Annotated in this window: 21 protein-coding genes and 2 pseudogenes; 9 read left to right on the forward strand and 14 right to left on the reverse strand. The window is 39.8% G+C overall.

What is annotated here, in order from left to right:
• The first annotated feature begins 56 nt into the window (after positions 1-56).
• The 3 genes from mlc (at position 57) to Phpb_RS27310 (ending at position 2,799) form a co-directional block, all read left to right on the forward strand.
• Positions 57-1,268: a sugar metabolism global transcriptional regulator Mlc gene (mlc, locus tag Phpb_RS19695; RefSeq protein ID WP_065391842.1), complete on the forward strand. Its 1,212-nt coding sequence runs from the start codon at positions 57-59 to the stop codon at positions 1,266-1,268.
• Positions 1,269-1,443: 175 nt separating this feature from the next.
• Positions 1,444-2,151, forward strand: coding sequence for a dethiobiotin synthase (bioD, locus tag Phpb_RS19700; RefSeq protein WP_065391843.1), 708 nt, complete (start codon positions 1,444-1,446; stop codon positions 2,149-2,151).
• Between the two features lie 360 nt (positions 2,152-2,511).
• Positions 2,512-2,799 carry a colicin Z C-terminal domain-related protein gene (locus Phpb_RS27310; RefSeq protein ID WP_065391844.1) on the forward strand — a complete coding sequence of 96 codons (288 nt, stop codon included), beginning with the start codon at positions 2,512-2,514 and terminating at the stop codon, positions 2,797-2,799.
• Between the two features lie 69 nt (positions 2,800-2,868).
• Here the strand turns inward: Phpb_RS27310 and Phpb_RS19710 are convergent, their stop codons facing one another.
• A complete protein-coding gene (locus Phpb_RS19710) occupies positions 2,869-3,261 on the reverse strand; it encodes a hypothetical protein (RefSeq protein ID WP_065391845.1) in 393 nt (130 codons plus the stop codon).
• Between the two features lie 204 nt (positions 3,262-3,465).
• Here Phpb_RS19710 and Phpb_RS24625 point away from each other — a divergent pair.
• Positions 3,466-3,762 (forward strand): annotated as a pseudogene (locus Phpb_RS24625) (transposase); the annotation flags it as partial.
• Between the two features lie 102 nt (positions 3,763-3,864).
• Here Phpb_RS24625 and Phpb_RS24630 read toward each other — a convergent pair.
• The 5 genes from Phpb_RS24630 to stlA form a co-directional block, all read right to left on the reverse strand.
• On the reverse strand, positions 3,865-5,262 hold the full coding sequence (locus tag Phpb_RS24630) for a metallophosphoesterase (RefSeq protein WP_082302648.1): 1,398 nt from the start codon (positions 5,260-5,262) through the stop codon (positions 3,865-3,867).
• Between the two features lie 342 nt (positions 5,263-5,604).
• Positions 5,605-5,877 (reverse strand): DUF1161 domain-containing protein, encoded by a 273-nt coding sequence (locus Phpb_RS19720; protein ID WP_082302652.1) that lies wholly within the window; start codon positions 5,875-5,877, stop codon positions 5,605-5,607.
• Positions 5,878-5,905: 28 nt separating this feature from the next.
• Positions 5,906-6,268: a DUF1283 family protein gene (locus Phpb_RS19725; RefSeq protein ID WP_065391846.1), complete on the reverse strand. Its 363-nt coding sequence runs from the start codon at positions 6,266-6,268 to the stop codon at positions 5,906-5,908.
• A 115-nt stretch (positions 6,269-6,383) separates the two neighbouring features.
• Complete coding sequence (ydfG, locus tag Phpb_RS19730) at positions 6,384-7,133, reverse strand: bifunctional NADP-dependent 3-hydroxy acid dehydrogenase/3-hydroxypropionate dehydrogenase YdfG (RefSeq protein ID WP_065391847.1); 750 nt, start codon at positions 7,131-7,133, stop codon at positions 6,384-6,386.
• Between the two features lie 98 nt (positions 7,134-7,231).
• Positions 7,232-8,830: a phenylalanine ammonia-lyase StlA gene (stlA, locus tag Phpb_RS19735; RefSeq protein WP_065391848.1), complete on the reverse strand. Its 1,599-nt coding sequence runs from the start codon at positions 8,828-8,830 to the stop codon at positions 7,232-7,234.
• Positions 8,831-9,232: 402 nt separating this feature from the next.
• On the opposite strand from stlA, the gene Phpb_RS19740 reads away from it, so the two are divergent.
• Entirely contained in the window at positions 9,233-10,936 is a 1,704-nt protein-coding gene (locus Phpb_RS19740; protein WP_065391849.1) for a glycoside hydrolase family 18 protein, read from the forward strand.
• 137 nt (positions 10,937-11,073) lie between these two features.
• Here the strand turns inward: Phpb_RS19740 and Phpb_RS19745 are convergent.
• Positions 11,074-11,361: pseudogene (locus tag Phpb_RS19745) on the reverse strand (FAD-dependent oxidoreductase); the annotation flags it as partial.
• Between the two features lie 405 nt (positions 11,362-11,766).
• On the opposite strand from Phpb_RS19745, the gene Phpb_RS19750 reads away from it, so the two are divergent.
• A complete protein-coding gene (locus Phpb_RS19750; RefSeq protein WP_065391851.1) occupies positions 11,767-12,669 on the forward strand; it encodes an Insecticial toxin in 903 nt (300 codons plus the stop codon).
• Positions 12,670-12,809: 140 nt separating this feature from the next.
• On the forward strand, positions 12,810-13,793 hold the full coding sequence (locus Phpb_RS19755) for a class I SAM-dependent methyltransferase (RefSeq protein WP_240492624.1): 984 nt from the start codon (positions 12,810-12,812) through the stop codon (positions 13,791-13,793).
• 100 nt (positions 13,794-13,893) lie between these two features.
• Here Phpb_RS19755 and attM read toward each other — a convergent pair whose 3' ends face one another.
• From attM to Phpb_RS19790, 7 genes are all read right to left on the reverse strand, one after another.
• On the reverse strand, positions 13,894-14,685 hold the full coding sequence (gene attM / locus Phpb_RS19760; protein WP_205634811.1) for an AttM family quorum-quenching N-acyl homoserine lactonase: 792 nt from the start codon (positions 14,683-14,685) through the stop codon (positions 13,894-13,896).
• A 260-nt stretch (positions 14,686-14,945) separates the two neighbouring features.
• Positions 14,946-15,674, reverse strand: coding sequence for a hypothetical protein (locus tag Phpb_RS19765; RefSeq protein ID WP_065391852.1), 729 nt, complete (start codon positions 15,672-15,674; stop codon positions 14,946-14,948).
• Between the two features lie 205 nt (positions 15,675-15,879).
• The gene (locus Phpb_RS19770) at positions 15,880-16,851 is read right to left on the reverse strand and encodes a P1 family peptidase (RefSeq protein WP_065391853.1); all 972 of its coding nucleotides are present in this window, start codon (positions 16,849-16,851) and stop codon (positions 15,880-15,882) included.
• Positions 16,852-16,945: 94 nt separating this feature from the next.
• Complete coding sequence (locus tag Phpb_RS19775) at positions 16,946-18,280, reverse strand: FAD-dependent oxidoreductase (RefSeq protein ID WP_065391854.1); 1,335 nt, start codon at positions 18,278-18,280, stop codon at positions 16,946-16,948.
• Between the two features lie 2 nt (positions 18,281-18,282).
• Positions 18,283-18,537: a 2Fe-2S iron-sulfur cluster-binding protein gene (locus Phpb_RS19780; RefSeq protein ID WP_065391855.1), complete on the reverse strand. Its 255-nt coding sequence runs from the start codon at positions 18,535-18,537 to the stop codon at positions 18,283-18,285.
• The gene (locus Phpb_RS19785) at positions 18,534-19,661 is read right to left on the reverse strand and encodes an NAD(P)/FAD-dependent oxidoreductase (RefSeq protein ID WP_065391856.1); all 1,128 of its coding nucleotides are present in this window, start codon (positions 19,659-19,661) and stop codon (positions 18,534-18,536) included. The genes Phpb_RS19780 and Phpb_RS19785 overlap by 4 nt, the downstream gene beginning before the upstream one ends.
• A complete protein-coding gene (locus tag Phpb_RS19790) occupies positions 19,658-20,608 on the reverse strand; it encodes a 4-hydroxyproline epimerase (RefSeq protein ID WP_065391857.1) in 951 nt (316 codons plus the stop codon). The genes Phpb_RS19785 and Phpb_RS19790 overlap by 4 nt, the downstream gene beginning before the upstream one ends.
• A 403-nt stretch (positions 20,609-21,011) precedes the next feature.
• Between Phpb_RS19790 and Phpb_RS19795 the strand changes: the two genes are divergently transcribed.
• Positions 21,012-21,848 (forward strand): helix-turn-helix domain-containing protein, encoded by an 837-nt coding sequence (locus Phpb_RS19795; RefSeq protein WP_109396687.1) that lies wholly within the window; start codon positions 21,012-21,014, stop codon positions 21,846-21,848.
• A gap of 248 nt (positions 21,849-22,096) precedes the next feature.
• The gene (locus tag Phpb_RS19800) at positions 22,097-23,017 is read left to right on the forward strand and encodes a dihydrodipicolinate synthase family protein (protein WP_065391858.1); all 921 of its coding nucleotides are present in this window, start codon (positions 22,097-22,099) and stop codon (positions 23,015-23,017) included.
• Positions 23,018-23,046: the final 29 nt, after the last annotated feature.

The following is a 23,046-nucleotide window of genomic DNA, read 5'->3' on the forward strand; positions in this document are numbered from 1 at the left end:
AATCAGCCAACAATTATTTTGAAACATGAATTAATTAGAGCGCAAAAGGATGAATAATGGATGGACAACCGGGGCATATTGATCAGATAAAACAGATTAATATTGGTAATGTTTATCGGTTAATTGATCAATATGGTCCAATTTCCCGTATTGAGCTATCCAAAAAAGCTCAACTTGCTCCAGCCAGTATTACTAAGATTGTCCGTGAATTAGTCGATGCGCACTTAGTCATGGAAACGGAATTTCTGGATTTAGGATTCAGAGGGCGTCCGGCGACTGGGTTGGAGCTTGATTCTGAAAGTTGGCATTTCCTGTGTGTCAGCATTAACTTGGGAAGTTTAATATTGGGACTGCGTGATTTAAGCAGCAAGTTAATTGTTGAAGATGTATTGCCATTACCGGTCAACAAGGAAAAATCCTTTTTAGATAGTATTATTGACGAGATTGATGCATTTTTTGGCCGCTATCAATCTCGTCTTGAGCGTCTGACGGCAATTAGCATGACTATAAATGCCATTGTTGATCCGACCAAAGGTTTAATCCACAGTTTCCCTTATTATCAGGTTCAGGGATTACCCATCGGTGAATATCTGCATCGTCGTACTGGATTACCGGTATTTCTTCAACATGAAATAACCGCTTGGACGATAGCTGAATCATTATATGGCGCGGCAAAAAATTGTCAGAATATTATCCAAATGGTCATTGATGAATATGTTGGCGTTGGCGTGATTATTGCGGGGCAAACATTACATGCTGGCAACCGTGGTGTAATGGAGATAGGACATATTCAGGCTGAACCTGATGGCGAACGCTGCTATTGCGGTAATTTGGGGTGTTTGGAAACGGTTGTGGGTATTAGTCATATTTTATCCAGAGCAAAACAGCAGTTGACAGTGGTACCAGATTCTTTACTGAACGGTGAGCCACTGACTATTGAATCATTCTGTCAGGCGGCTAATAACGGCGATACTTTGGCAATGGATATTCTTCGCGATATCGGGGTGAAAATTGGTCATATTGTCGCAATTATGGTTAATTTATTTAACCCAGAAAAAATTTTGATAGGTTCCCCTCTTAATACTTCACAACAAATTTTGTATCCGGTGATTAATGAATGTATTCAACGACACTCTTTACCTGCTTATAGCAAACAAATTGAGTTAGTTGCGACAAAATTCAATAATTCAGGTACATTATCTGCGGTAGCATCAGTTAAAAAAGCTTTATATGATGGTTCATTATTAATCAATTTAATGAAAGGATAATATGTTGGAGATCAATTCTCTGGTTTTAATATTAACTTTTATATCGATTTTTTTGCTAAATTGACGTAACAATTAAACAAAACATTGAGCTAACGCAATCTCCCTTATCGTTGCATCCTCTAGACTTAAGCGCTCATTAACCGGATTCTATCTGTCATTATGGAAAACAGAATTTATGTTAACGCGCCTATTTGTTACGGGGACAGATACCAACATAGGTAAAACGGTTGTTACCCGTGCATTATTACAAGTTTTTAATCGCGATGGAGCAACGGCGGTAGGGTATAAACCTATAGCCACAGAAGGGTATGAAACAGAAGAAGGTATGCGTAATCGAGATGGCATAATTCTGCAAAACTCTTCTCCCGTTTCGCTTAAATATGAAGAAATTAACCCAGTTATCTGGAAAAGCAGGTATTGTGAAGGAAATCAGGTTGATTTCGAACAGATGAAAGAAGGATTGAATAATCTTAGTAATAAAGCAGATCGTGTTATTATTGAAGGTAACGGTGGCTGGCGTGTATTACTGGATGATGAAACTTTTTATTTTGATTGGGTGATTCGGGAAAAAATCCCGGTCATTTTAGTTGTTGGTATTCAGCCTGGCTGTGTAAATCACTCAATTTTAACTGCGCAGGCAATAATAAATGATGGGTTGCAATTAGTTGGGTGGGTAGCAAACAGAATTAATCCTGGTTTATCGCACTATACAAAAGTGATGGACAGGTTACGCCGTCACATTGATGCGCCACAATTAGGTGAAATTCCTTATATTTTACGCCCCGAAGAGAAAGATTTATCCTGCTACTTGGATGTCGCCACTATATTTAAACAAGTTGGGGGAAGTGAGAGTGAAGTTGGTATAGAGAGCCAATATACATAAATATACCCGTAATCATTGAAGATGCTTGATTTTATCCGAAATGGAGATCATTACCTTCCTCCATTTTGGATATATATCATTTAATAACTCATTAATCTACATAAAATATTACTATAATGAGTTATAATTTTATATTAATTATAATTTAGTTAATTTTCTGTCTAATTATTTTGTGTTTTTTATAAACCGTGATTTTGGTTTTTTTCTGATAAAAGCGATAATTTTTGAATTCACTTATATAAATCACACAAGGATGTGATATATACTGAAAAAATACATAAAAAAATGTGCATATATGCTGTGACAGTCTATCTTATAAATACCATTCGTAATTATGGTCTGATTGGGAAGGAGGTTGTTATGACGATAAGGCAAGGTTGGGCACCGCCATTAACATGGGGACCGTGGGTTGATCTTCGGATGCATTCAGGAATTTCAGTATATACCATAAGTTTTGATACCGACTCATCGGCCCCATCAGCTTTTGGTGTTGAAATTGAATATCCCGTATCGACTGGAGTGAAACGAATAAGTACAACGGGACCTGGATCACATCAAATTACGGATAATAATGGTGCTGGTACGGATCGTATTAGGTTTAAAAGTTACTCTATAGGTCAAGTCATTAGGATCATTTACAACGCTTAAAGTTGAGCCTATGGTTTGCTTTTTTTGATGGATAAATGAAACACAAGAGTAGCAACCATAGGCTTTTCATTAATTCAAGGATCTAAGAATTCCATCTGACAATGATTTCGATTCTATTGCTTGATGGAAGCCTTCTTCTGGATGAATCATAGAAACAAGTCTGGTTTTTATGACTGGCTTACCGTCAAAGTAAATAAACAACTCTTTCCCTAAGTTTCTTGCTAAAAAAAGTTTGAACCGGTCACTACAATTCAGTCCTTTTTTAACCTTAATAAAAATGTTATTAGCATTCACAGCTAAATCATCACCGACTTCTCCTACAGGAAGAGCTTGTTCTATACAAGGTTTGGATAAATGAAATGTTTCATTATCTGCGATGTAATCAAGAGAAAGTGGTTGTTTCTGCGAAACACACCCTGTAAGACCAAGGATAATAGACAGCGTAAGGATGAATTTAGTCATTCAGTTTGCCCTCATTGTTGACATTAGTATTCTCAATTATAGCTACCAAAATAAGTTATTTTATGCAAGTTATTTTTTTCTTTGTCGGTTTTATTAATTAAGAGCGGGTAAATTTATTAAAGTTTAGCGGGTGATATTTGTGACGTAATATCAAAAATATTCCTATCATCGAATTCAGGATGGTTAATAAATGGCAAATATTAAAAAATTCATCTTATTGTGGATGGTGCGGGTGACAACAAAGCTCGTCTTGTGGAGGAGTAGGCTTATGTTAGCAACATTGAGTGACATTACCTTCCTTCATATAGCCCAAATTTAAACCCGATAGAACGATTATGGAAGGTTATGAATGAATCTGTTCGAAATAACCGTTATTTCGCTGATAAACATGAATTTCGAGACAAAGTATTCAAATTTTTTACCACAACGCTACCTGATATAGCGGACTCGCTGCTGTCTGGAATTAACGACCATTTTCAGGTGCTAAAAACTGCATCTTGAAATCCATTGGGTATATAAGCAATCAATAAGAAAACCTCACTTGAGAAAAAGTGAGGTTTATTATTAATCTAAAATTTTAGACCGATATAATAGGTTTGATCGCTATTTTCCACAAACACTTGTCATTTTTTTAACAAATCTGGGAATACCATCTATTCCATTATATGCAGATATTGTCATGCATTTTTTGTTAACATTAATGATAAAGAAATCACCTTTAAATAGCGCTCCGCTGTCATAGACGTTTGCATTTCCAAATATGGGGGCGTTGTATTCTTTAAGAACATGTGAATGTCCAACGAAAACAGCCATAACGTTGTATTTTTTAATCAGTGACTTAAATTTTTCTTTTTCAGCATAACTACTGTTGTCAATAAAATGGTCATACCCATCATGAAAATTTAAAACCACAGCCTTTCCTCTGGTTTGAGCAGATTTAAGATCGTTTTCCAACCAATCAAGGGATTTTGTAATGTAAACGGTTGGGCTGATGTAGTGGTTCAAATTGACACTATAAGTAGGATAATTTTGCAATTGAACGTAATGAATATCACCAAAATCCCATGAATAAGATAAACTGCCTTTCCATGCTTCATTGTCATAATCATAGGAGAAATTATTTAATTGTTTACTATAATCATTTATTCTCTCTGCCATATCAAATACAGCGGATCTAGCACAGGCATTACGACTGAAATCAAGACCTTCGGGGTAAGTACAATCATTAACATTATTTGCATAATCATGATTTCCCAATCCCATAAATAGTGGGAATTTAATTTTTGATGTATATATCTTCTCAAGGCTTCTTCTGGTACTAGCACGTCCAAACTCGGTAAGATCGCCATTAACGATGCCAAAAACAAGATGATTACTTTCATAAATACTATTGATACTGTTTGCTACTTTTCTATTTAATTCTTCCCACGGTTCTTTGTCGGCATTAGGATCACCTCTTTCAGGATCTAAACGCCACGGCTGAGGATCTGACATCACGGCAATTTTATAATTGCTATCTATATTTTGTTCAGTGAGATAAATATCAATTTTTATACCTGAAGAAGGTGAGCTTTTAACTGTTTTCTCAAGTTTATAATTAGCGGGTACTTCGGAGAGATAGATATTGTAGTTCTGAGCACCCCAATATGAAAGACTCCAGCGAACATTTAACTTACTCTCACTATTGGATAAACGATAAATAACTTCTCCCTCAGTTCCACTAAGAATCTTACCTTTTGAGGCAAATGAATCGCGACTATATGCGGATATTGATGACAATGGGCTTTCAATCCAGCTTCCCCAAAGTAAGTCTGTTTTTTCCGCCACTAATAAATGTGATGTATTATTATGCAAATAAATTTTTACATATTGCTCGCTGCTGTTACCATTAAAACTCTCAATTTCTGTTTGATTTCCTGCGACAGCGTTACATCCTGATATCGCTAATGCTGTGAAAAACACCATGATAGAGAGAATTTTCTTGGCGATAAGATTACTCATAACGGTCTCCTATTTTAAAATTTTAATATGATTTTTTGAGCAAATAAGATATTTAACTCATCATAATTATTCGGCAAATATTTATGTTTCAAAACGTTATGATATTAGAGTTGATTATTTGGATTGTCAGTTTTAAAAAAACTAATGGTTTACATATGAAACTATATTAGGGTTATCATGCAGGAACAACTTGCTATGGAAAACGCCACTAATGTTCTGTTCACTGAGAGATAATATGAAGGCCGAAGCGCATGGCCTCGACCTCTACTCATCAATGGTAAAATATTGGCGTAATATTTTCTCTGAACTGTATGTGTTTTCCTTCAGAAAGATGATGTGGGTCTATTTGGCGGTCGGATGAGGTTGGGATTGGTTTCCTTGCCGGGTATACACAATCTTTTTGGCATTATTTTCACAATGCCCAACGATTTTACTACTGGCTTGTTCAACGTGGTCATTAGCAACAATTTCCAATTTAAAGCCAGATTCCGGCACACCATTATTGATAATCTTCTGCGCAATTTGTTCTTTCACGCTTTCGCATGAAGCTTGTGCAGCAAGGGCAAATGGGGGTAGGGTAAAGAGCAGCGCACTGCATAAAAGTGCTTTTTTCATCTTCATCTTCATTATCATTACCTTTATATTACGGTCTGATAGGCATACCTGTATTGCTGTCTAAACAACGTTCGGTATTGGGTTCCCAGTAAGCATTGATATTGGTACTTTTCATACATGCATCACGAGCATCAATGGCTTTATCGATCTTGTCGAACTCTTTTTCGGCACGTTTATTAACTTTAGTGCGAAGATTTTTGGTTTCATCCCATTGTTCTTTGCTTTGACGGGCGGCTTCTTTATCGAGCACAGAATCTCCGCTGCCATTCACGGTGACACAGGTACTTCCGGCAGTACAAGTCGCCGCCGATACCGGCGTTTGCCATAACAAGGGTATTGCCAGAACGATAGCTGGCATAGCTTTTAATATCAAAGAATTACAAATATTCATCTTTTATCCTCTTGAAAGAGATGGAGCCAATTTAGATGGCGCAATAAGAAACTATCAGATAGATAAATTATAAGATAGCAGCAAGATGTTCAACAAATTATCAAGAAGAATGTGATTATTCATTTCGATGCACACTAAGTCCGGCAAATGATTGGCAAACTGGCATCATTTCTAATGTATTAATGTTGACATGGGCAGGTAAATTGGCTACCCAAAAAACAGCTTCGGTGACATCTTCAGCGGTTAATGCCTGGGTGCCATCGTAGGTTTTATTTACTTTATCATTGTCGCCTTTAAAACGGATTAAAGAAAACTCAGTTCCACCCACTAAACCGGGTTCTATATCAGTAACACGGATATTTTTTCCCTGTAAATCCGCCCGTAAGCCTAAACTAAACTGTTTGACGAAGGCTTTAGTTGCGCCATAAACATTCCCGCCGGAATATGGCCAACTTGCAGCGGTAGAACCGATGTTAATAATATGCCCATGATTTCTTGCTACCATTCCAGGCAGCAGAGCATGGGTCATATTGACAAGCCCTTTGACATTGGTATCAATCATTATTTCCCAGTCATCCAGGTTAGCCAGATGAGCAGGTTCTAATCCAAGCGCCAAACCTGCATTATTGACTAAAATATCGATATGACGGAGTGATTCTGGTAATTGTTCTACAACTTGATTGATAGCTGCCCGATCAGTGACATCAAATTGAACAAAGTAAAAGTTATCACCTAGTTCAGCTTTTAATTTCTCTAACCGTTCTTTACGTCGTCCAGTCGCAATAACTTTAGCACCGTTTTGAATGAATCTTCTGGCAATTGATTCACCAAAACCTGAAGTTGCTCCTGTCACAAAAACGATCATACAAAACCCCTTATTTACTTACACTATTTCTACCTCAGTAAAGGGGGTTCTGTATTTTTAGTCAAGCGATGGTTGAAAAACTTTCAGTGATTTTCTTTTCATTCTTCCAGCATGATTTCTGGCAGAGGAAGTTGATCATTAATAATTGCATCCGCAATGCGGATTATATCTTCATCCAATGCACGATCAGTGATCAAAGGAGAGCTGATTTCCCGTACTGCATGGTAAAATTTAGCGGTTTCAGGCGCAATTTCACTAATATTGCCACGCAGATGAATGGCCTGACAAACTACCAGAATTGTCATTGCAACAATATTACGTAATTTCTGCTCCATTTCTAAAACATCTTGGGCGGCATGCAGACCTAAACTGACAATATCTTGATTGTATTGTTCTGTGGCGAGAGTGTGAATGCCCGATGCGGCACAATCATGGCGAATTGCGGCGACTAAAGCGGTTTGAGAAAGTTGGACGCCTTTAAAGCCTTGATACATGCCGGGTGTCGGGCTAAGTGAATTAGGTAATCCACGTGAGAAACGGTTATCCATCATAAGCGCCACAATGGCGTGAAGATGATTGGCAATTAAAGCAATATCCAGTTTTAACGCATCCATTGTCCGGGCGACATATTGTCCCATAAAATTCCCACCGTGTAGAACATCGCCATTTTCTGGGTCTATCAGTGGGTTATCATTAGCTGAGATAACTTCGCGTTCCAATATTTTCCGAGCGGTAGCTAAAGATTCCGGCACTATACCTAATATTTGTGGTACGCAACGAATTGAATAAACTTCCTGTAAGGTATCGTTTAGCCGGGTAACTTCTTGATGACGACAAGCTTTATTGGCTTGTTCTTTAATCCCAGTTAATAAATTAACCTGAGTTGAACCTGCCAATAAATTACGCAATGTACTTGCCACCGCTTTTTGACCTGGGTGATTTTTGACTTGTTGAATTCGGGCATCATAATGTTCATGAGATGCAAGTAATGCTTCAACAGCAAGGGCGATAGCCGAAATTGAGGCTTTAAATAGTTTTTCCAGTTTAATGATGGTAATTGCACTGATACCTGACATTACTCGTGTGCCGTTAATCAGAGCAAGCCCTTCTTTCGCTTCTAACGATAATGGTGTCAATCCTGCGCGTTTAATTGCTTCAGCAGCATCAATTTCTGCACCCATATAATAAACTTTGCCGATACCACATAATGCACGTGCAATATAAGATAAAGGAATTAAATCACCACTTGCACCCACTGAGCCATAGCGAGGAACCAGAGGAACAATATCATGGTTAATATGATCAACAATTGCTTGAGCGACAATTGGCCTGGTTGCAGACCAGCCTTTGCAAACAGAAAGTAACATAGTAAATTGTGACGCTTTAATACAAGGTTTGGACATATAGTCCCCAGTACCAGCGGAAAGAAAAGTGAGCAGATTTTGCTGATGCTCTGAGATCTTCTCAAATGGCACAACTAAATTGGCATTCCCCCCAAACCCTGTATTGATACCATATATAACTTCTCCTGAATTTAATTTTTCCTCCAATTTCTCACGACCATGCGTCAAAAGTTCAGTGATCTCCGCTGATATCTCTACTTTTTTTTGTTTTATCGCAATGTCATAGATATCTTCCAAAGAGATAAGGCCATTTTTATTAATAATAATGGTTGGCTGAACATCTTTAGCTTTCATTTTAATCTCCATATATAAGTATGGTAATAATATTTCAAAGAAACGAACACCCCTCAGGATACAAATCAGTATAGATATAAAATATAAAAAATAGTCAATTAAAAATAAAATTAAAATAGATGGCTCGTAAAAATTAATTTACAAATTTAATTGAGTTAGATAATTGTAATAATGACGGTTAATATATTTGCAATTTGCAATTATTTGTTTTTGTCATCTGATAATAAATGCTCGGTAATATAAATTCCGTTGACATAAATTTGAGTTGACCATTAATCATAAAACAAATAGCAATTATTTGTTTTCCTAAGAATACAAACTAGAATGTAATTATGTTACCACGCAAGTAAAGCAATTGGAGTGTTCATCGAAAAATAAATTGATATCTAGTCGAGGTGATTTATGTCAAAAATAATCCAGACAGATTCTTTTAGTGAACAGTCTTATAAGATAGATAATTTCAATCCATCAACTGAAACAATAAATTTCAGTTACACATCGGGAAGAATCGCATTACCAGTCTACAATAAATATGACACGCGAAATAAACCTAAAGTTTTTGGTTATTATACAGATTGGTCTCAATATGATGGTAGATTACAAGGAAATCAAGATCCTATTCATCGAGGTAGAGGAATAGATTTACAGCACCTTTTAGATAATCCTTTTGCTTATGATAAACTAGTTATTGGTTTCTGTGGAATATTAGGTGATGAGGGTGAAAAGAAGCAGCAAATTAAAGAGCAAGCGCCGTTATTTGCCCGCACTAATAATGGAGAAGTAACATTCACAGATGCTTGGGGAGATTGCCAATCTTATCAGAATTGTACTTATTCTGGTTGGCAAGATATCCAAATGCCAAGGGATTTTGATCAATCTAAAAGTATGGGCGTATTAGGTGGATTGGCTAAAGTTCAACAAGCTGCAAAAGCTCAAGGCCATGACCTTATTATGTCATTTAGTGTTGGTGGTTGGACCATGAGTAATGGCTTTTATAATATGGTCAGAGACGAGACACTAAAATCCTATTTCTGTTCGAGTCTAGTTGATATATTTCAGCGTTTCCCTATGTTTACCGAAATTGATATTGATTGGGAGTATCCCGGCGTTGCTGGAAATGAAGGTAACATATATGCGCCAGACGATGGCGATTATTACGTTAGTTTAATTAAAGATTTAACTGCTGCTTTTAAAGAAGCAGGGCGTTCAGATATAAAAATAAGTATCGCTTGTTCGGCGGTACCAGAGAAAATGGAAAAATCAAAAATACCTGAATTACTGCAAGTTGGGTTATATGGTATTAACGTTATGACCTATGATTTCTTTGGTACTCCGTGGGCTGAAAGGTTGTTACATCATACTAATCTCCGTGATTATCCTAGCGGTGATAATAGTGTGGAAAAAGCGGTTGAGTATTTATTGGGTCTTGGTGTGCCGGCATCTGCAATCAATATTGGTTACACTGGCTATTCACGCAATGGCAGAAATACGGTTATTGATAGTTATTCTCCATTATCTGGCAGTTATGATCCTGGTTATGTCCCGAAAAAAGATCCGAAGATTACAACAACCGGTTCATTTGAATCAGGGACAATAGAATGGTACGACACGATATATAATTATTTAGATTTGGAAGAAAAAAGAGGGAGAAATAATTTTGACTTGTATACCGATGAAATAGCAGATGCTGATTATCTCTATAATAAGGAGAGCAAGTTGTTTATTTCTCTTGATACCCCTCGCTCTGTTAAGGCTAAAGCACAATATGCATTAGAAAAGAATCTGGGGGGAATATTTACATGGACCGCAGATCAAGATCGTGGTTTATTGGTCAATGCGGCCAGAGAAGGTCTTGGTTGTGAGTTAATCACGAAAAAAATAGATATGGCGCCATTCTATTTCAAGGGTATTAATGTTGAACCGGTTGATCCCGTTAATCCAGATGCAGGGGGCGATTACCCTGTCTGGGATGCAAATAAGGCATATAAGACTGGCGATAGAGTGAGTTGGAACAATCAAAATTGGCAAGCTAAATGGTGGAATAGAGGTACCGTGCCGGATGGCGGAGGAACATCTGATACTTATCCGTGGGTAAAAATTGCGTAATTAATTAAACTAAGCCACCAGTATGATATATACTGGTGGCGGATCATTTTTATCTTCACCTCGCTCTTATTATTGTAATTAATATATCTAGAGTAATGGTATGGAATTAGCTCAGGTATGATAATTTACCCGGAATATTAACGCCGGTGTTGATAACCTTGAGATGTATTTTTTCTTCTTATGCTCAAATGCCGTTGTTTTGGTGGTGGTATTGAAAAATGTACTACAGCGTTCTGAGCGCTGCGCAGTGAAATTCCAACGATTTCATTAGCATATGCACGCATTTGTCGCTCATAATCTGAAATTGCCTTGATTAACTCTTGGTGGCCCGACGCTACACTGGCAAGTTTCTGTGTGAGTAAAAGAGCATCTCGCAGCGCTGTGTTCGCTCCTGAGCCTGTCATTGGCGTCATGTTATGAATACCAACGTGCATAATATTTTCTCTAGTTGTAGGTACGAGAGATTCTGGCTAGATCAGGTGAGACTATATCTATCTGATATTATCTAATCATAGACATGATTTTTGTTGTAGTATTTAAAATAAAAATATACCTTATCTAGAAATAGAGCAAGGTAATCTGTTTTTTCATAAAAATAGCTGATAAAAAATCTATATTACTGTTTATTAAATAATATTAAATTAAAGAAGCGAGCTTGTAGTTTTGTATTTACAGTTTCTGATTTGTCATAAAATTAAAATTTAATCGTGATGTGATTATTAATTTAGTTTAAAACTTCTTCGTATATGAAGATAACACATAAAGTGTTTGATATTCAAAAGTGATGTTCATTTTATTATGAACTTTAATTATTTAAAGGGTTTATAAATATGTTTGGGAATAATTCCAATGTTCGCCAGCAGGTTAAGAGAGAGTTTATTTGGGAAGGACATATGGAGGCGATTGAAAAAGCATCCAGAGAGGGTAATTTTGCTGTCAGTTTTCGTGCAGCAGGTGGACCTACTCTGAAAGCGCTGAGTAAAGGCGCCGCAGCGAAAGGACATGATATTCTTGAAAAAACAATTAAACCGGGTTCAATTAGAAAAGCTTATTTTGGAGATGAGGCTTCAGATGTCATAGATAAAGTGCGCAAGGAGTCTATTGAAGGCTATGTTGGTCACTGGGATAAAGAAAGTGGTCATCTTCAAGGCATGTATATGAGTAGTCGCCACGGGTTCTCAGGTGGATTGATCAATGGAAACATTTATCCAATAGATTTGAATAATCTCGAAACAAGTCTGTCTTCATTAAAAGGAAAAGAAAACTGGGCCGCGCTGCCTTTTACGGGTGACTATGATATGCATGACATGATTAGTTTTACGACTCAACCACATTCAGTTCCATCTGCTTCATTAGAAGAGATGAAAATAATCAATCACATTAACCAACGTATTGCCCAATGTGATTCAAACCGGCCATTTGATGATATAGAACATAATGTTATCAGGCATGGTCCTCAAGTAAATTACCCGGCTTTCGCTATGGACAAAGAAAGGGAAGAAGTCAGGAAGCGTGGCGGGATTGTTAAAGCTGTTGCTGAACCTGGGGAGTTTCCCGTTGCTATTGTCAGTAAGGGGGAATGGACCATAGCAAACGATATTTATGAATTGGAAAAATTTTATAACCGGGTTGGCGCGAAAATGAAAGTAAGTTGGAGACCAGGTGCTGGAAATCCGGGTTTTGTCTCTAATACTGAAAAACCGGGGATGGTTAGATTTAGTCGGAAAACGTAACTCGGACTGTTCACCATGTTATGAAAGCCAGAGAGCTAACGCTGAACATGGATTCGATGAAAGTGACCGCTATATTGTTATTCATATTCATGATTGTGAGCGACTACCACTGATTTACCATTTTGTTCGAGGAGATAAATATGAGTAATCAGGACGTCAAAGCGATGTATAGCCGATATCCATATCCTAGTTCTGTCATTGGAGATAATCTTATTTATGATATGGCATCGGTTGTAGGGCTTATATTTAAGCCGGGTTATTTAACGGGAAAATATGTGCTCGATTTAGGGTGTGGCACAGGGCATCGTTTGGTAGGGCTGGCAAGTATGTATCCCGATACCCAATTTGTGGGCGTTGATATGACGGATAAAGCGTTAGAGATAGCAGATAAGCTAATTTCTTATCATCAGTTGAATAACGTCACGTTAGAAAATAATATGATTGAGAAGCTAACACGAGATAATCAATTCGATGTTGTTGTTTCTACCGGCGTTATCCATCATATGGAGTGTCCACAAGAGGGTTTTTTAACGGCTTCACGTTCATTAAATGAAGAGGGTATCGCACTTATTTGGCTATACAATGCCATAGGAGAATATGAACGATTGAGGCAGCGTGAGCTTTTGCAGATTTTTGCAAAACAAATTCATGTAGAAGAATATTTTTTACATACTGATTTAATGAATAAACTATGCGAAAACTTAAGTCGGAATCAATATGGCGATAGTACAGCTAATCATTTAGATGATAGTGTTGATCAGATTGCTGTTAATGTGGATGCATTTTTGAATCCTATCGTTAATGCATATAGATATGATGAGATATGCGATTTTTATTATAAATTTGGCTTTAAGCATGTGAGATGTTGTGGGTTAAATCGTGAAAACAGCAGTAAGCTTTTTGCTGGATGTTGTGATCAATTCAATGATGAATGTTTTTTTCAATATCGAGATTTGCTTTTAGATGAACAGTTAAGTCAACTGTTTAATACCCTTGATTATAACCAGAAGGTGCGTGTTATTGAGCTTTTATGGAAGCCAACCGGTATATCTTCAATTGGGTTCAAATCTGAAAATGCTCGCTCTTTTGTCAATGATTGGCTAAGAGGGGAAGGGAAAGAATAACAGTTATTCTCGGATAGTAAGTTAAACTTTCGTAAAATGAGAGCCAAGCCAGAAACGTCTACTTTCTAGTTTCTGGCTATTTTGTATTGATGAATTCGAGTTAATCGTAATATTCCGGCGCCTTACGGAATGTTGGCCAGGCATCCGGATCGTGCCCTGTTACTACAATTGCATTCGTGCGTTTGGCTAGATGCCGCAGTTTTTGTACCGAACGTACGGTTTCAGTGGTAGAGGTGAGAAACCCCGGCAATGCACGTTCTTCCCAGTGATCGAGGGTATAAGCGGCATCAATCGTCAGCAGCAAACTGCCACTGTTCGGCAGGGTCACCAGTAGTGATTGATGCCCTGGCGAATGTCCCGGAGTAAATACCGTTTTTAATGCGCCATCTCCGTAAACATCAAACATGTCATTGCGTTCCCCATCGAGAAACTCCCATTTCAGACCGGGCCGATCAAAATCCTTGCGGATATAACCACCAGCGGAAAACCAATCTGGTGTGTAGGCGTATTCATACTCACGTCGCTGTACGATATGTGTCGCGTTAGGGAAACGTCCTATTGCGCCGGTATGATCGAGATGAAGATGGGATTGCACCACATAGCGGATATCTGCGGGATCAATACCTAACTTTTTCACTTGAGCGACACAACCTTCATCTTCACGCATCACCGGCCAGTAAGCTTTGGTGATATTTCCCCAGTAGCCTTTGGGGTCAGTTGCGGCTTCAACTGCATTGCCGCCGTCAATTAGCGTATGACCGTTAGGATGAGTGAGTAAGAAAAATGGAATCGGAATTTCATAATCGGCTCCGTTGCCTTGATTCATCTTGATGTAGTGAACTTTACATTTGATGGTTCCGGTTTGCAGCATATACAGGCGAATGTCTGACATAATGTTAACCTTTTGATTGGATTATTCATGTAGGTAAGGCCGGATCGTGGATGATAACAAATGGATGTTAGCATATGTCCCCAGTTGATTTTATCGACATCAAGTTCTGTATGAGGAGGTCCGTGGGGATGATCTTTGGGGGGATTAGAAGAAATTACCTTACGTAGGTTAAAAGTGATTCAGAATAATCCATCAGAGATCGCAATCACCCTTTTGACGAATGAGTCAAAAGGGTGATAAGACATTATAGATTATGAATTTCATCGCGCTGCAATATTATTTTCAAAGGATTTTAAGCTGGAATAATCGAATGCTCTAATTTCCTCGTTAAAGCCGGTCACTTGTTCAGAAATAAGCTTTGTAATTGAAGAAGGCCCTTGTCCCATCGCTTTTTTCATTAAGATCCTATAGGGGAGAAGGCTTGCTCTATCGGCAGAAGAGGGATTTTTACATCTATAAATCACTTGCTTCCCATGTTTTTCACGCTTATACCCAAAATTGAGAAGACCTAATATCTCTCTCGCGGTAACGATATGGTAGCCCTGTTCATGATTCCATAAATTAGACGGGGCTTCGGCCGACATTAGATGAAAATCTGCATGTCTATGGATACCACCAAGTACCCAACAATCATTTATCACATCGGTCCATTTATCTACCATTAAAATATTCCCCTGGGCGTTTGGGTTCCATGAATTCTCACTTTTTTCTCGGCCGAGTCCGAGTGGCTTAAGCAATCTATCCTGTTGAACATCGCTAACTCGACCAATTAGCATCGGTCCATTTGCTGAAAGGGCTTTACGATAAACTAACCAGCAATACTCGGTTAGATCATTAAGATAATTCTTACGTCTTTGGTTGCCAGGGAACTGACTGGAAAGATTTTCATGAACAACATCTTTATCTTGTTCCCACAAGAATGGATTGACCTTTTTTTTGTAACTTAGCGACTCTAGATCTCGCCTTAATGTCAACATTGCATATGTCATATCTTATACCTCAACCGTTTATAATAAAAAAAAGTTATATCAAGCCACACTAATTTTTATAGCAGTAGTTTATGAATTAGTCCAATTTGGTGATAATAACGTCAATTTACTGATTGAGGTATCGTTCGCTTCCATTAGCGCCGATGGCATTTGGCGCGTCGCTGGAGCCAGGTTAATTTCTAATGTAACCATAACCCCGTGTTTTTTAATCTGCTAAATCGGCATAACCTCTAACGCCAAATTTTGATTTAGCTGATTTTACGGCATCTAGAACCGCAGCAGCCATGACCTCAGCCGCGAGAATACCAACCGTATTTACCGATGAGTCCACACCACCTGTTGCTGCTGCAAAAATAGTATCTCCATCACTCATGGTATGAACGGGGTATATCGTTCTCGCCAGACCATCATGAGCCATCTGGGCAACTTTTTTCATCTGGCTTTTATTCATATTGGCGTTACAACAAATTATGCCAATAGTCGTATTTGCTCCCTGAATGAAATTATTATCTTTATTATTTTTCATAATGTAGGGCATGAGATCGATAAGATGACCGTTTTTATCACATGCGCCTGCAATGGTTTTACCATTTTTAGGGTCTCTGATTTCCCCGACAGCATTCACAACAACCATTGCGCCAATTGTCAGTCCCCCAGGTAATTTAACCGATGCGGTCCCAAGGCCGCCTTTCATGGCTTTGTCAAAACCGGCCATTTTACCTATAGTAGCCCCGGCGCCTGCGCCAATATTTCCCGATAGAAAAGGGGTTATAGAAGCGTTTTGCGCGGCAAGATAGCCCATTTTAGCGTCAGGGCGCACAGCAGGATCGCCAAAGTTTAGATCAAAAATTATTGCGGCAGGAACGATAGGTACGACAGTGACACCAACATCAAAACCTTTTTTTCTTTCTTCAAGATAGCGCATTACGCCAGAGGCGGAATCTAATCCAAAAGCACTACCTCCACTTAGCACTACCGCGTTGGCTTTCTGAACAGTATTAATGGGATCTAAAAGCTCGGTTTCCCTTGTCCCCGGGGCAGAGCCTCTGACATCAACGCCACAAACAGCTCCGTTGTCAAAAATAATGATGCTACAACCGGTTTGTTGCAACTCGTCTTCAGCATGCCCAACTTTAATACCCGGTACATCTAAAATCGTTCCATTTGTCTTATGCATAAATGTCCACACCTTAATCTTTAAAGTATTCATTACAGGTTTTAATGATTTTCGATGTGAATCATAGCAAAGGCGACCAAACAAGCTGTGATTTTTAGTGGGAATTGTCTTCCCTGTCTCTTGCAGTGTCTCCTTCTTGAAGGGAGATCTCGGCTGCCAGCGTTTCAAGACTAACAGGTGATAGGGGAATGCGAGGGGATGGTATTGCCCAATGTTTGATATCGTGGAGAATGGCAGAACAGATTTTTCCCTGACAAGCTCCCATGCCGCACCGCGTCGCCATTTTTGCACTGTTCCAATCTTGAAATGGTTCAAGTTCGTTTAAACTTACATCTTCACAACGACAGATCAAGGTATCGGGGGGAAGCGCTTGTGTGATCTCTTTGTTTAATTTAAACGTTTGTGCTACCGCTGTGGCAAAATGTTGCCATTTTATGCGTTTCCGCCGCCATTTTTCAGCCAGCGTGTATTTACCACTCGCTGCAAACCCGGCAATAAATCCTTCACAAAATGCAAGTTCACTGCCGCCAATACCTGTGCATTCTCCCGCTGCATATACACCAGGTATAGTTGTCTGTTGCCACGCATCTACTTGGATATTTCCTTGTTCATCCAGCAAACAACCAAGCAATTGCGCCAATTCTGTATTTGGTCTTAAACCAAAACCGCATGCTAAACGCGTACAGGATAATTTCCGTTTTTGCCCTTTATTGCTGATATACACTCCTGTCAATGTTCCTTCTGTCGAAGTTTCCACTCCTAACACCATACTGTTTTGGTAATAATTTTTAAGTGGCATGAGAGAGATGGCTTGATACAACTTGTCTGGCCAGCGCAGCAGTCGCAAGCTGAATGAGAATAGGCGGTGTAAAGGCGCTTGTTCAATGATACCAACCACATTCCCACCCGCTTTTTTTACTGTCTCCGCCACTGCGAGCAACAGGGGGCCGCTGCCGGCAATAACGACACGTTCACCCGTCATGGGGAGACCACTTTTTATCAGCGCCTGTAATCCGCCTGCGCCGGTGACACCCGGTAATGTCCATCCGGGAAAGGGAAGTAATTTTTCTTTGGCGCCGGTACAAAGTATGATGCGTTGGTAATGAACCATTCGGTGTTTACCTGCCATTTCAACAATCACACATTGGTTGTCTATTGCGAGCACTTTACAATCCGATAAATAGATTAATGCATCTTCTGATAGTACCGATAAATAACGTTTCGCCATCGGTGTCAATAATGTATGAAATGGCCCTTGGCGCCAAATTTGTCCTCCTGCTTTGGGATTATCATCAATCAGGATAACGGATTGTCGCCCTTGTATCGCAGCCTGCGTGGTAGCCAATCCTGCCGGCCCTGCGCCAACAACCAGTACATCACAGTGCCATACCGCAGAACGCGATACCGTAGAAGAAGATGGTGTTGCCATGTTCAGATCCTCTCGACTTTCATACCCATTTCACAAACTGTCTGGCACGCTACACGACAGCGACCATTAATCATCAAACGGCATTCCTGGCAGATCCCCATACCACAAAAAGGTACTCTCAGTTGATGTGATACAGATATACGACAATGTTCATCGCCGGTATAAGCTAGCGCCGCCGCAACAGTAATCCCCGCAGGAACCGTGATCAGTTCTCCATCAATAAACAAAGCAGTAAAGGGTGGTTTTTTGAGTGTCATGGCAACCTCTGGCGAGTCATGGCAGTAAAGCGTGTCGGTTGGTAAGGCAGTGGATCAATCTCCGTTTTTCTATTCAGCATCAATGCAGAGATGATTTTGGCGCTGCCCGGTGCGGTGGTCACACCTAGTCCTTCATGGCCTACAGCTAGCCATAGCCATTCGTAATCAGGATGTTGTCCCAATAGCGGCAAGCCATCTGGAGTCGCAGCCCGAAAGCCAGACCAACAACGTAAAATATTCATCTGACCAAGCTGAGGTAAAAAATGAAGTGCACGCTGGAACATAGAACGGAGTAGGGCGAGATCAATAGTGTGTTGTTCGTTATGGAACTGACGTGAAGAGCCGATTAGAAGCTGACCAGTGGGGCGGGCCTGAACGTTGAAAGCGATTGACGTATCATTCGAGGTATGTGTACTGGCGCTATACCCTAATTCCACCAGTTGATGTGTGATGCAGGTTGGATAACGATCTGTAATCGCCAGTTGCCCTTTTTTAGGAACAATCGGTAATTCAGGTAACAGATGTGTACTCCACAGCCCATTTGCTAGCAATATCCTCGGCGCACAATATTTCTTTCCATCACTTAGCACAACGGTTTGAGGCTCTAAGGTATGCACCTGTCCTTTAATTGACCAAATCTTTTCATTACAGCTAGCAAGAAACCAGTGTACGACATTCGGTGCATAGACAATTCCATCCCCAGGAACACACAAACCACCGGCAATCCCACTCCTCACCATCGGTTCCACTTGATGAATTTGTGTCGCTGTCATTGGCGTATTCTCAATTCCATAGGAGGTAAGGCGTGCGCTTTTTTCCTCTGCCAGTTCCATTTCGTGCTCTGCATCCGCCAGCCAAAGTGTGCCGCATCTACGCCATGCACAATTTTCTGGCATATGTGGGGTGAATGTTCGCCATATCTCTAATGAGTAACTACTCAGCGCCAATTCAGCAGGATTATCGTCCATACACACAAGATGCCCCATCCCTGCCTGTGTCGCCCCTTTACCGCCATCATCAATTACAGCAACTCTCAAACCATTTTGTACCAACTGATAAGCACACGCGGCTCCAATGATGCCAGCGCCAACGATAATGACATCTGATATTTGGGAGGGGGTCATACATTGATTCCCCAGACAAAAGGATCGCTCTTGGTAATGATTAACTTGTTATCACCGTAAACATGCGCTGTTCCCCGGATCACCGGGGCAATTTTCTGACCAACCCACTGATATTGGGCTTCAAAAACACTACCAATAATGCTGGATTGACGCCAAATTTCACCCGGCTGTAATTTTCCATCCGCTGCCAGGCAGGCTAATTTAGCACTTGTTCCAGTGCCGCACGGTGAACGGTCATAGGCTTTCCCCGGGCATAACACAAAATTACGACTATCTGTATCGTTATCAGGAGCGAACAATTCAATATGGTCGATACACTCACCATTTTCACCGGTGATTCCTGCTTGTTCCAGTGCCTGCCTAACGGCCCAACTGTATTGCGTGAGTTCATCGATATGGTGGGGGGTTAGAAGCAGGTCATGCTGACCGATCATAAAAAACCAATTTCCTCCCCAAGCAATATCTCCATTAACATCACCTACACCAGGCACGTTCACGGTGACATTTTGCTGATAACGATAAGAGGGGACATTATAAACAGACACTGTTCCATCCTTATGGAGCACTGCCTCTACAATCCCAACAGGGGTCTCAATTTTATACTTGCTAGGGTTCAACCAGCCCAGATGATAGAGCGAAGCAATAAGGCCCATAGTGCCGTGGCCGCACATGCCTAAATATCCCGCGTTATTAAAGAAGATCACCCCCATATCGGCGTCAGGTACAGTAGACGGACATAAAAGTGCGCCTACCAACATATCATTCCCTTTTGGTTCAAGAATGAGGGCTTTGCGCCAGTGATCAAATTCGGCTTCAAAGCGTTGACGTTGTTTGGCGACGCTTCCTTTGCCAAGAGATGGAAATCCTTCGATTACCGTGCGGGTAGGTTCTCCACCCGTGTGTGAATCAATGACGCGAACAATCTGATAATCATGTTTATCCGCCATAAAGCCACCCAATTAACGTATTTTTAATCAATGGTGGCGTACTATTTCGTTTGCCGCTTGATGAATTTCATATTGCAATATGCTGAAATCAGCACAACGAAAAAGTCACTTAATATCATAGAGACATTCCAATAGAGTAAAGGTAATAAAATGAAAAATTATAAATAAACCTGATGAGTGTTATTTTTGTTTTTACCAGAAAAATTTATAAATTAATCTATAAAATCAAATAGATAAATAAGAGTGGTTGGAATAACTTTCTGTGACAATTATCACATGAATATAAAATAGTTCTTTTGAATATTGCTAATACGTTGAATCTGATATTTATCTTTTTAATCAAGGTGAATAACTAAACATGAGTCAAAAATCCCATTTTTTTGGTCATGGACTGGAGATATCGATGATGAATATACATCAGAACAATGAAAAAAACGGCATTGGCACAAATGGTCATGATGCTTGTAATGTTGAGTTTTTATCGGCGCTTTGTAGCGGATTAGTTAATCACAAACCCAATAACTTGCAAGATATTCTCAATGCGGTTGCCTTAATTACACCGTTGTTAAATGCAATCCCCAGCGTGGTTTTCTTTATCAAAGATATCAAAGCACGTTATCTCATTGCGAACCTTACGCTAGCCACACGCTGCGGATTTAAGTCTATCTCTTCGCTACTCGGTAAGACTTCTTCCGAAATCTTTCCTGCACAAATGGGCAGTTGTTACACCGAACAGGATTTGCGTGTGTTACATCAGGGGATAATTATCCAAAACCAACTGGAACTCCATTTTTATCATGGACGCAAAGCAGGTTGGTGCATGACATATAAATTGCCATTGTATAATCAACATAATCAGGTTATTGGTATGGCGGGAATTTCTCATGATTTGATGGAAGTTAAGGAAAATCACCCTGTGTACCAAAAGTTGGCTATTGTTGATGATTATATTCGTGAAAATTTTGATCGAACAATTCGTCTCGAAGAGCTAACTCATTTAACACGTCTCTCGGTTGCTCAATTGGAACGTTACTGTAAACGCATCTTTCACCTGACGCCTCGGCAAATGATCCACAAAATTAGAATTGAAAAAGCTTCGGAATTGTTGGCTACAGCATTACCTATCACAGATGTCGCTTTGCAATGTGGTTATACGGATCACAGTGCCTTTACCCGGCAATTTAAAGCGTCAACTGGACTCACTCCCAGTGATTTTCGGCAGTCAATAGGGCTGGCGTAATTTGCTGTTTTACTAATACTTCTGTTCTTTAGGAATTATTGACTCCATCAAAGTCTCTCAGTTTTAAAGTTTGCCATTTCTATTATGCTGATTTCGTCATTGTTCACTGCGAAAAGTGACAAGCTTCTCTGATGCGAAATAGTCATCATTCCATCAAAACCAATGATCCACATTTTATTAACAAAATAAAAACAATTTATATTTTAAATATCAAGTAAATAAATCCGTGACAATTAAAGGATAAGGTTATGAGGAAGAGAAAGGTTAGTTGGCATGGTGTTTTTCCGGCAGTGACGACACAATTTAACCCCGATTTTTCCATTAATTTGGACGCCACACACAAGGTAATGGCGAACCTGATTAAAGATGGGGTTTCCGGTTTAGTCGTCAATGGTTCTGTAGGGGAAAACACCTCTCTATCTATGCAGGAGAAGCGTGCTATTGTCGAACTCGCAGTAGATGTTGCTGGTGGGCAAGTTCCCGTTCTTTCGGGTATCGCAGAATTGACAACTGATAATGCGTGCAAAATGGTCTCTGAATGCCGACAGGCAGGGGTTAATGGGGTGATGATCATGCCACCTCTGGTTTATACCCCAACACCGAAAGAAAGCAGGGCGTATTTCCGTACAATCGCTGCCTCTACCGATTTACCCGTCATGCTATATAACAACCCTCTGCTGTATAAAAATGATATTACGCCGAAAATGCTGATGTCTCTGGCCGATTGCGAAAATATCGTTGCATTTAAAGATTCATCAGGCAATACCCGGCCTTTTAGTGATATTCCCAACGAGGCAGGCGATCGCTTTATTCTTTTTGCCGGTTTGGATGACGTCGTTTTAGAGTCAGTCGCAGTCGGTGCGGAAGGCTGGATTTCAGGTATGTCGAATGCCTTTCCTCGGGAAGGAGAGACTTTATTCCGTCTGGCTAAACAGAAACGTTATGAAGAAGCTCGGGAATTATATCGCTGGTTTATGCCTCTGTTGCATTTGGATTTCCGCCCTGATTTGGTGCAATGCATTAAGCTGTGTGAAGAAATGGTTGGCCGTGGTAGTGCCATTACCCGTCCACCGCGTTTACCACTCGAAGGGGAAACATTGGCTGAAGTATGCGCCATTGTAGAAAAAGCTCTCGCTAACCGTCCTTCACTGCCTGATGTAGGTCTCTGAATTGGGCTGTAACCGTTTCTGATACCCTT

The sequence above is a fragment of the Photorhabdus namnaonensis genome (assembly GCF_001684335.1).
In the GTDB taxonomy this organism is placed as follows: domain Bacteria; phylum Pseudomonadota; class Gammaproteobacteria; order Enterobacterales; family Enterobacteriaceae; genus Photorhabdus; species Photorhabdus namnaonensis.

What these genes read in the sequence shown, in the direction of transcription:
- mlc (WP_065391842.1), top strand. Translation starts at nt 57, where the DNA reads ATGGATGGACAACCGGGGCATATTGATCAGATAAAACAGATTAATATT.
- bioD (WP_065391843.1), top strand. Translation starts at nt 1,444, where the DNA reads ATGTTAACGCGCCTATTTGTTACGGGGACAGATACCAACATAGGTAAA.
- Phpb_RS27310 (WP_065391844.1), top strand. Translation starts at nt 2,512, where the DNA reads ATGACGATAAGGCAAGGTTGGGCACCGCCATTAACATGGGGACCGTGG.
- Phpb_RS19710 (WP_065391845.1), bottom strand. Translation starts at nt 3,261, where the DNA reads ATGACTAAATTCATCCTTACGCTGTCTATTATCCTTGGTCTTACAGGG.
- Phpb_RS24630 (WP_082302648.1), bottom strand. Translation starts at nt 5,262, where the DNA reads ATGAGTAATCTTATCGCCAAGAAAATTCTCTCTATCATGGTGTTTTTC.
- Phpb_RS19720 (WP_082302652.1), bottom strand. Translation starts at nt 5,877, where the DNA reads ATGAAAAAAGCACTTTTATGCAGTGCGCTGCTCTTTACCCTACCCCCA.
- Phpb_RS19725 (WP_065391846.1), bottom strand. Translation starts at nt 6,268, where the DNA reads ATGAATATTTGTAATTCTTTGATATTAAAAGCTATGCCAGCTATCGTT.
- ydfG (WP_065391847.1), bottom strand. Translation starts at nt 7,133, where the DNA reads ATGATCGTTTTTGTGACAGGAGCAACTTCAGGTTTTGGTGAATCAATT.
- stlA (WP_065391848.1), bottom strand. Translation starts at nt 8,830, where the DNA reads ATGAAAGCTAAAGATGTTCAGCCAACCATTATTATTAATAAAAATGGC.
- Phpb_RS19740 (WP_065391849.1), top strand. Translation starts at nt 9,233, where the DNA reads ATGTCAAAAATAATCCAGACAGATTCTTTTAGTGAACAGTCTTATAAG.
- Phpb_RS19750 (WP_065391851.1), top strand. Translation starts at nt 11,767, where the DNA reads ATGTTTGGGAATAATTCCAATGTTCGCCAGCAGGTTAAGAGAGAGTTT.
- Phpb_RS19755 (WP_240492624.1), top strand. Translation starts at nt 12,810, where the DNA reads ATGAGTAATCAGGACGTCAAAGCGATGTATAGCCGATATCCATATCCT.
- attM (WP_205634811.1), bottom strand. Translation starts at nt 14,685, where the DNA reads ATGTCAGACATTCGCCTGTATATGCTGCAAACCGGAACCATCAAATGT.
- Phpb_RS19765 (WP_065391852.1), bottom strand. Translation starts at nt 15,674, where the DNA reads ATGACATATGCAATGTTGACATTAAGGCGAGATCTAGAGTCGCTAAGT.
- Phpb_RS19770 (WP_065391853.1), bottom strand. Translation starts at nt 16,851, where the DNA reads ATGCATAAGACAAATGGAACGATTTTAGATGTACCGGGTATTAAAGTT.
- Phpb_RS19775 (WP_065391854.1), bottom strand. Translation starts at nt 18,280, where the DNA reads ATGGCAACACCATCTTCTTCTACGGTATCGCGTTCTGCGGTATGGCAC.
- Phpb_RS19780 (WP_065391855.1), bottom strand. Translation starts at nt 18,537, where the DNA reads ATGACACTCAAAAAACCACCCTTTACTGCTTTGTTTATTGATGGAGAA.
- Phpb_RS19785 (WP_065391856.1), bottom strand. Translation starts at nt 19,661, where the DNA reads ATGACCCCCTCCCAAATATCAGATGTCATTATCGTTGGCGCTGGCATC.
- Phpb_RS19790 (WP_065391857.1), bottom strand. Translation starts at nt 20,608, where the DNA reads ATGGCGGATAAACATGATTATCAGATTGTTCGCGTCATTGATTCACAC.
- Phpb_RS19795 (WP_109396687.1), top strand. Translation starts at nt 21,012, where the DNA reads ATGATGAATATACATCAGAACAATGAAAAAAACGGCATTGGCACAAAT.
- Phpb_RS19800 (WP_065391858.1), top strand. Translation starts at nt 22,097, where the DNA reads ATGAGGAAGAGAAAGGTTAGTTGGCATGGTGTTTTTCCGGCAGTGACG.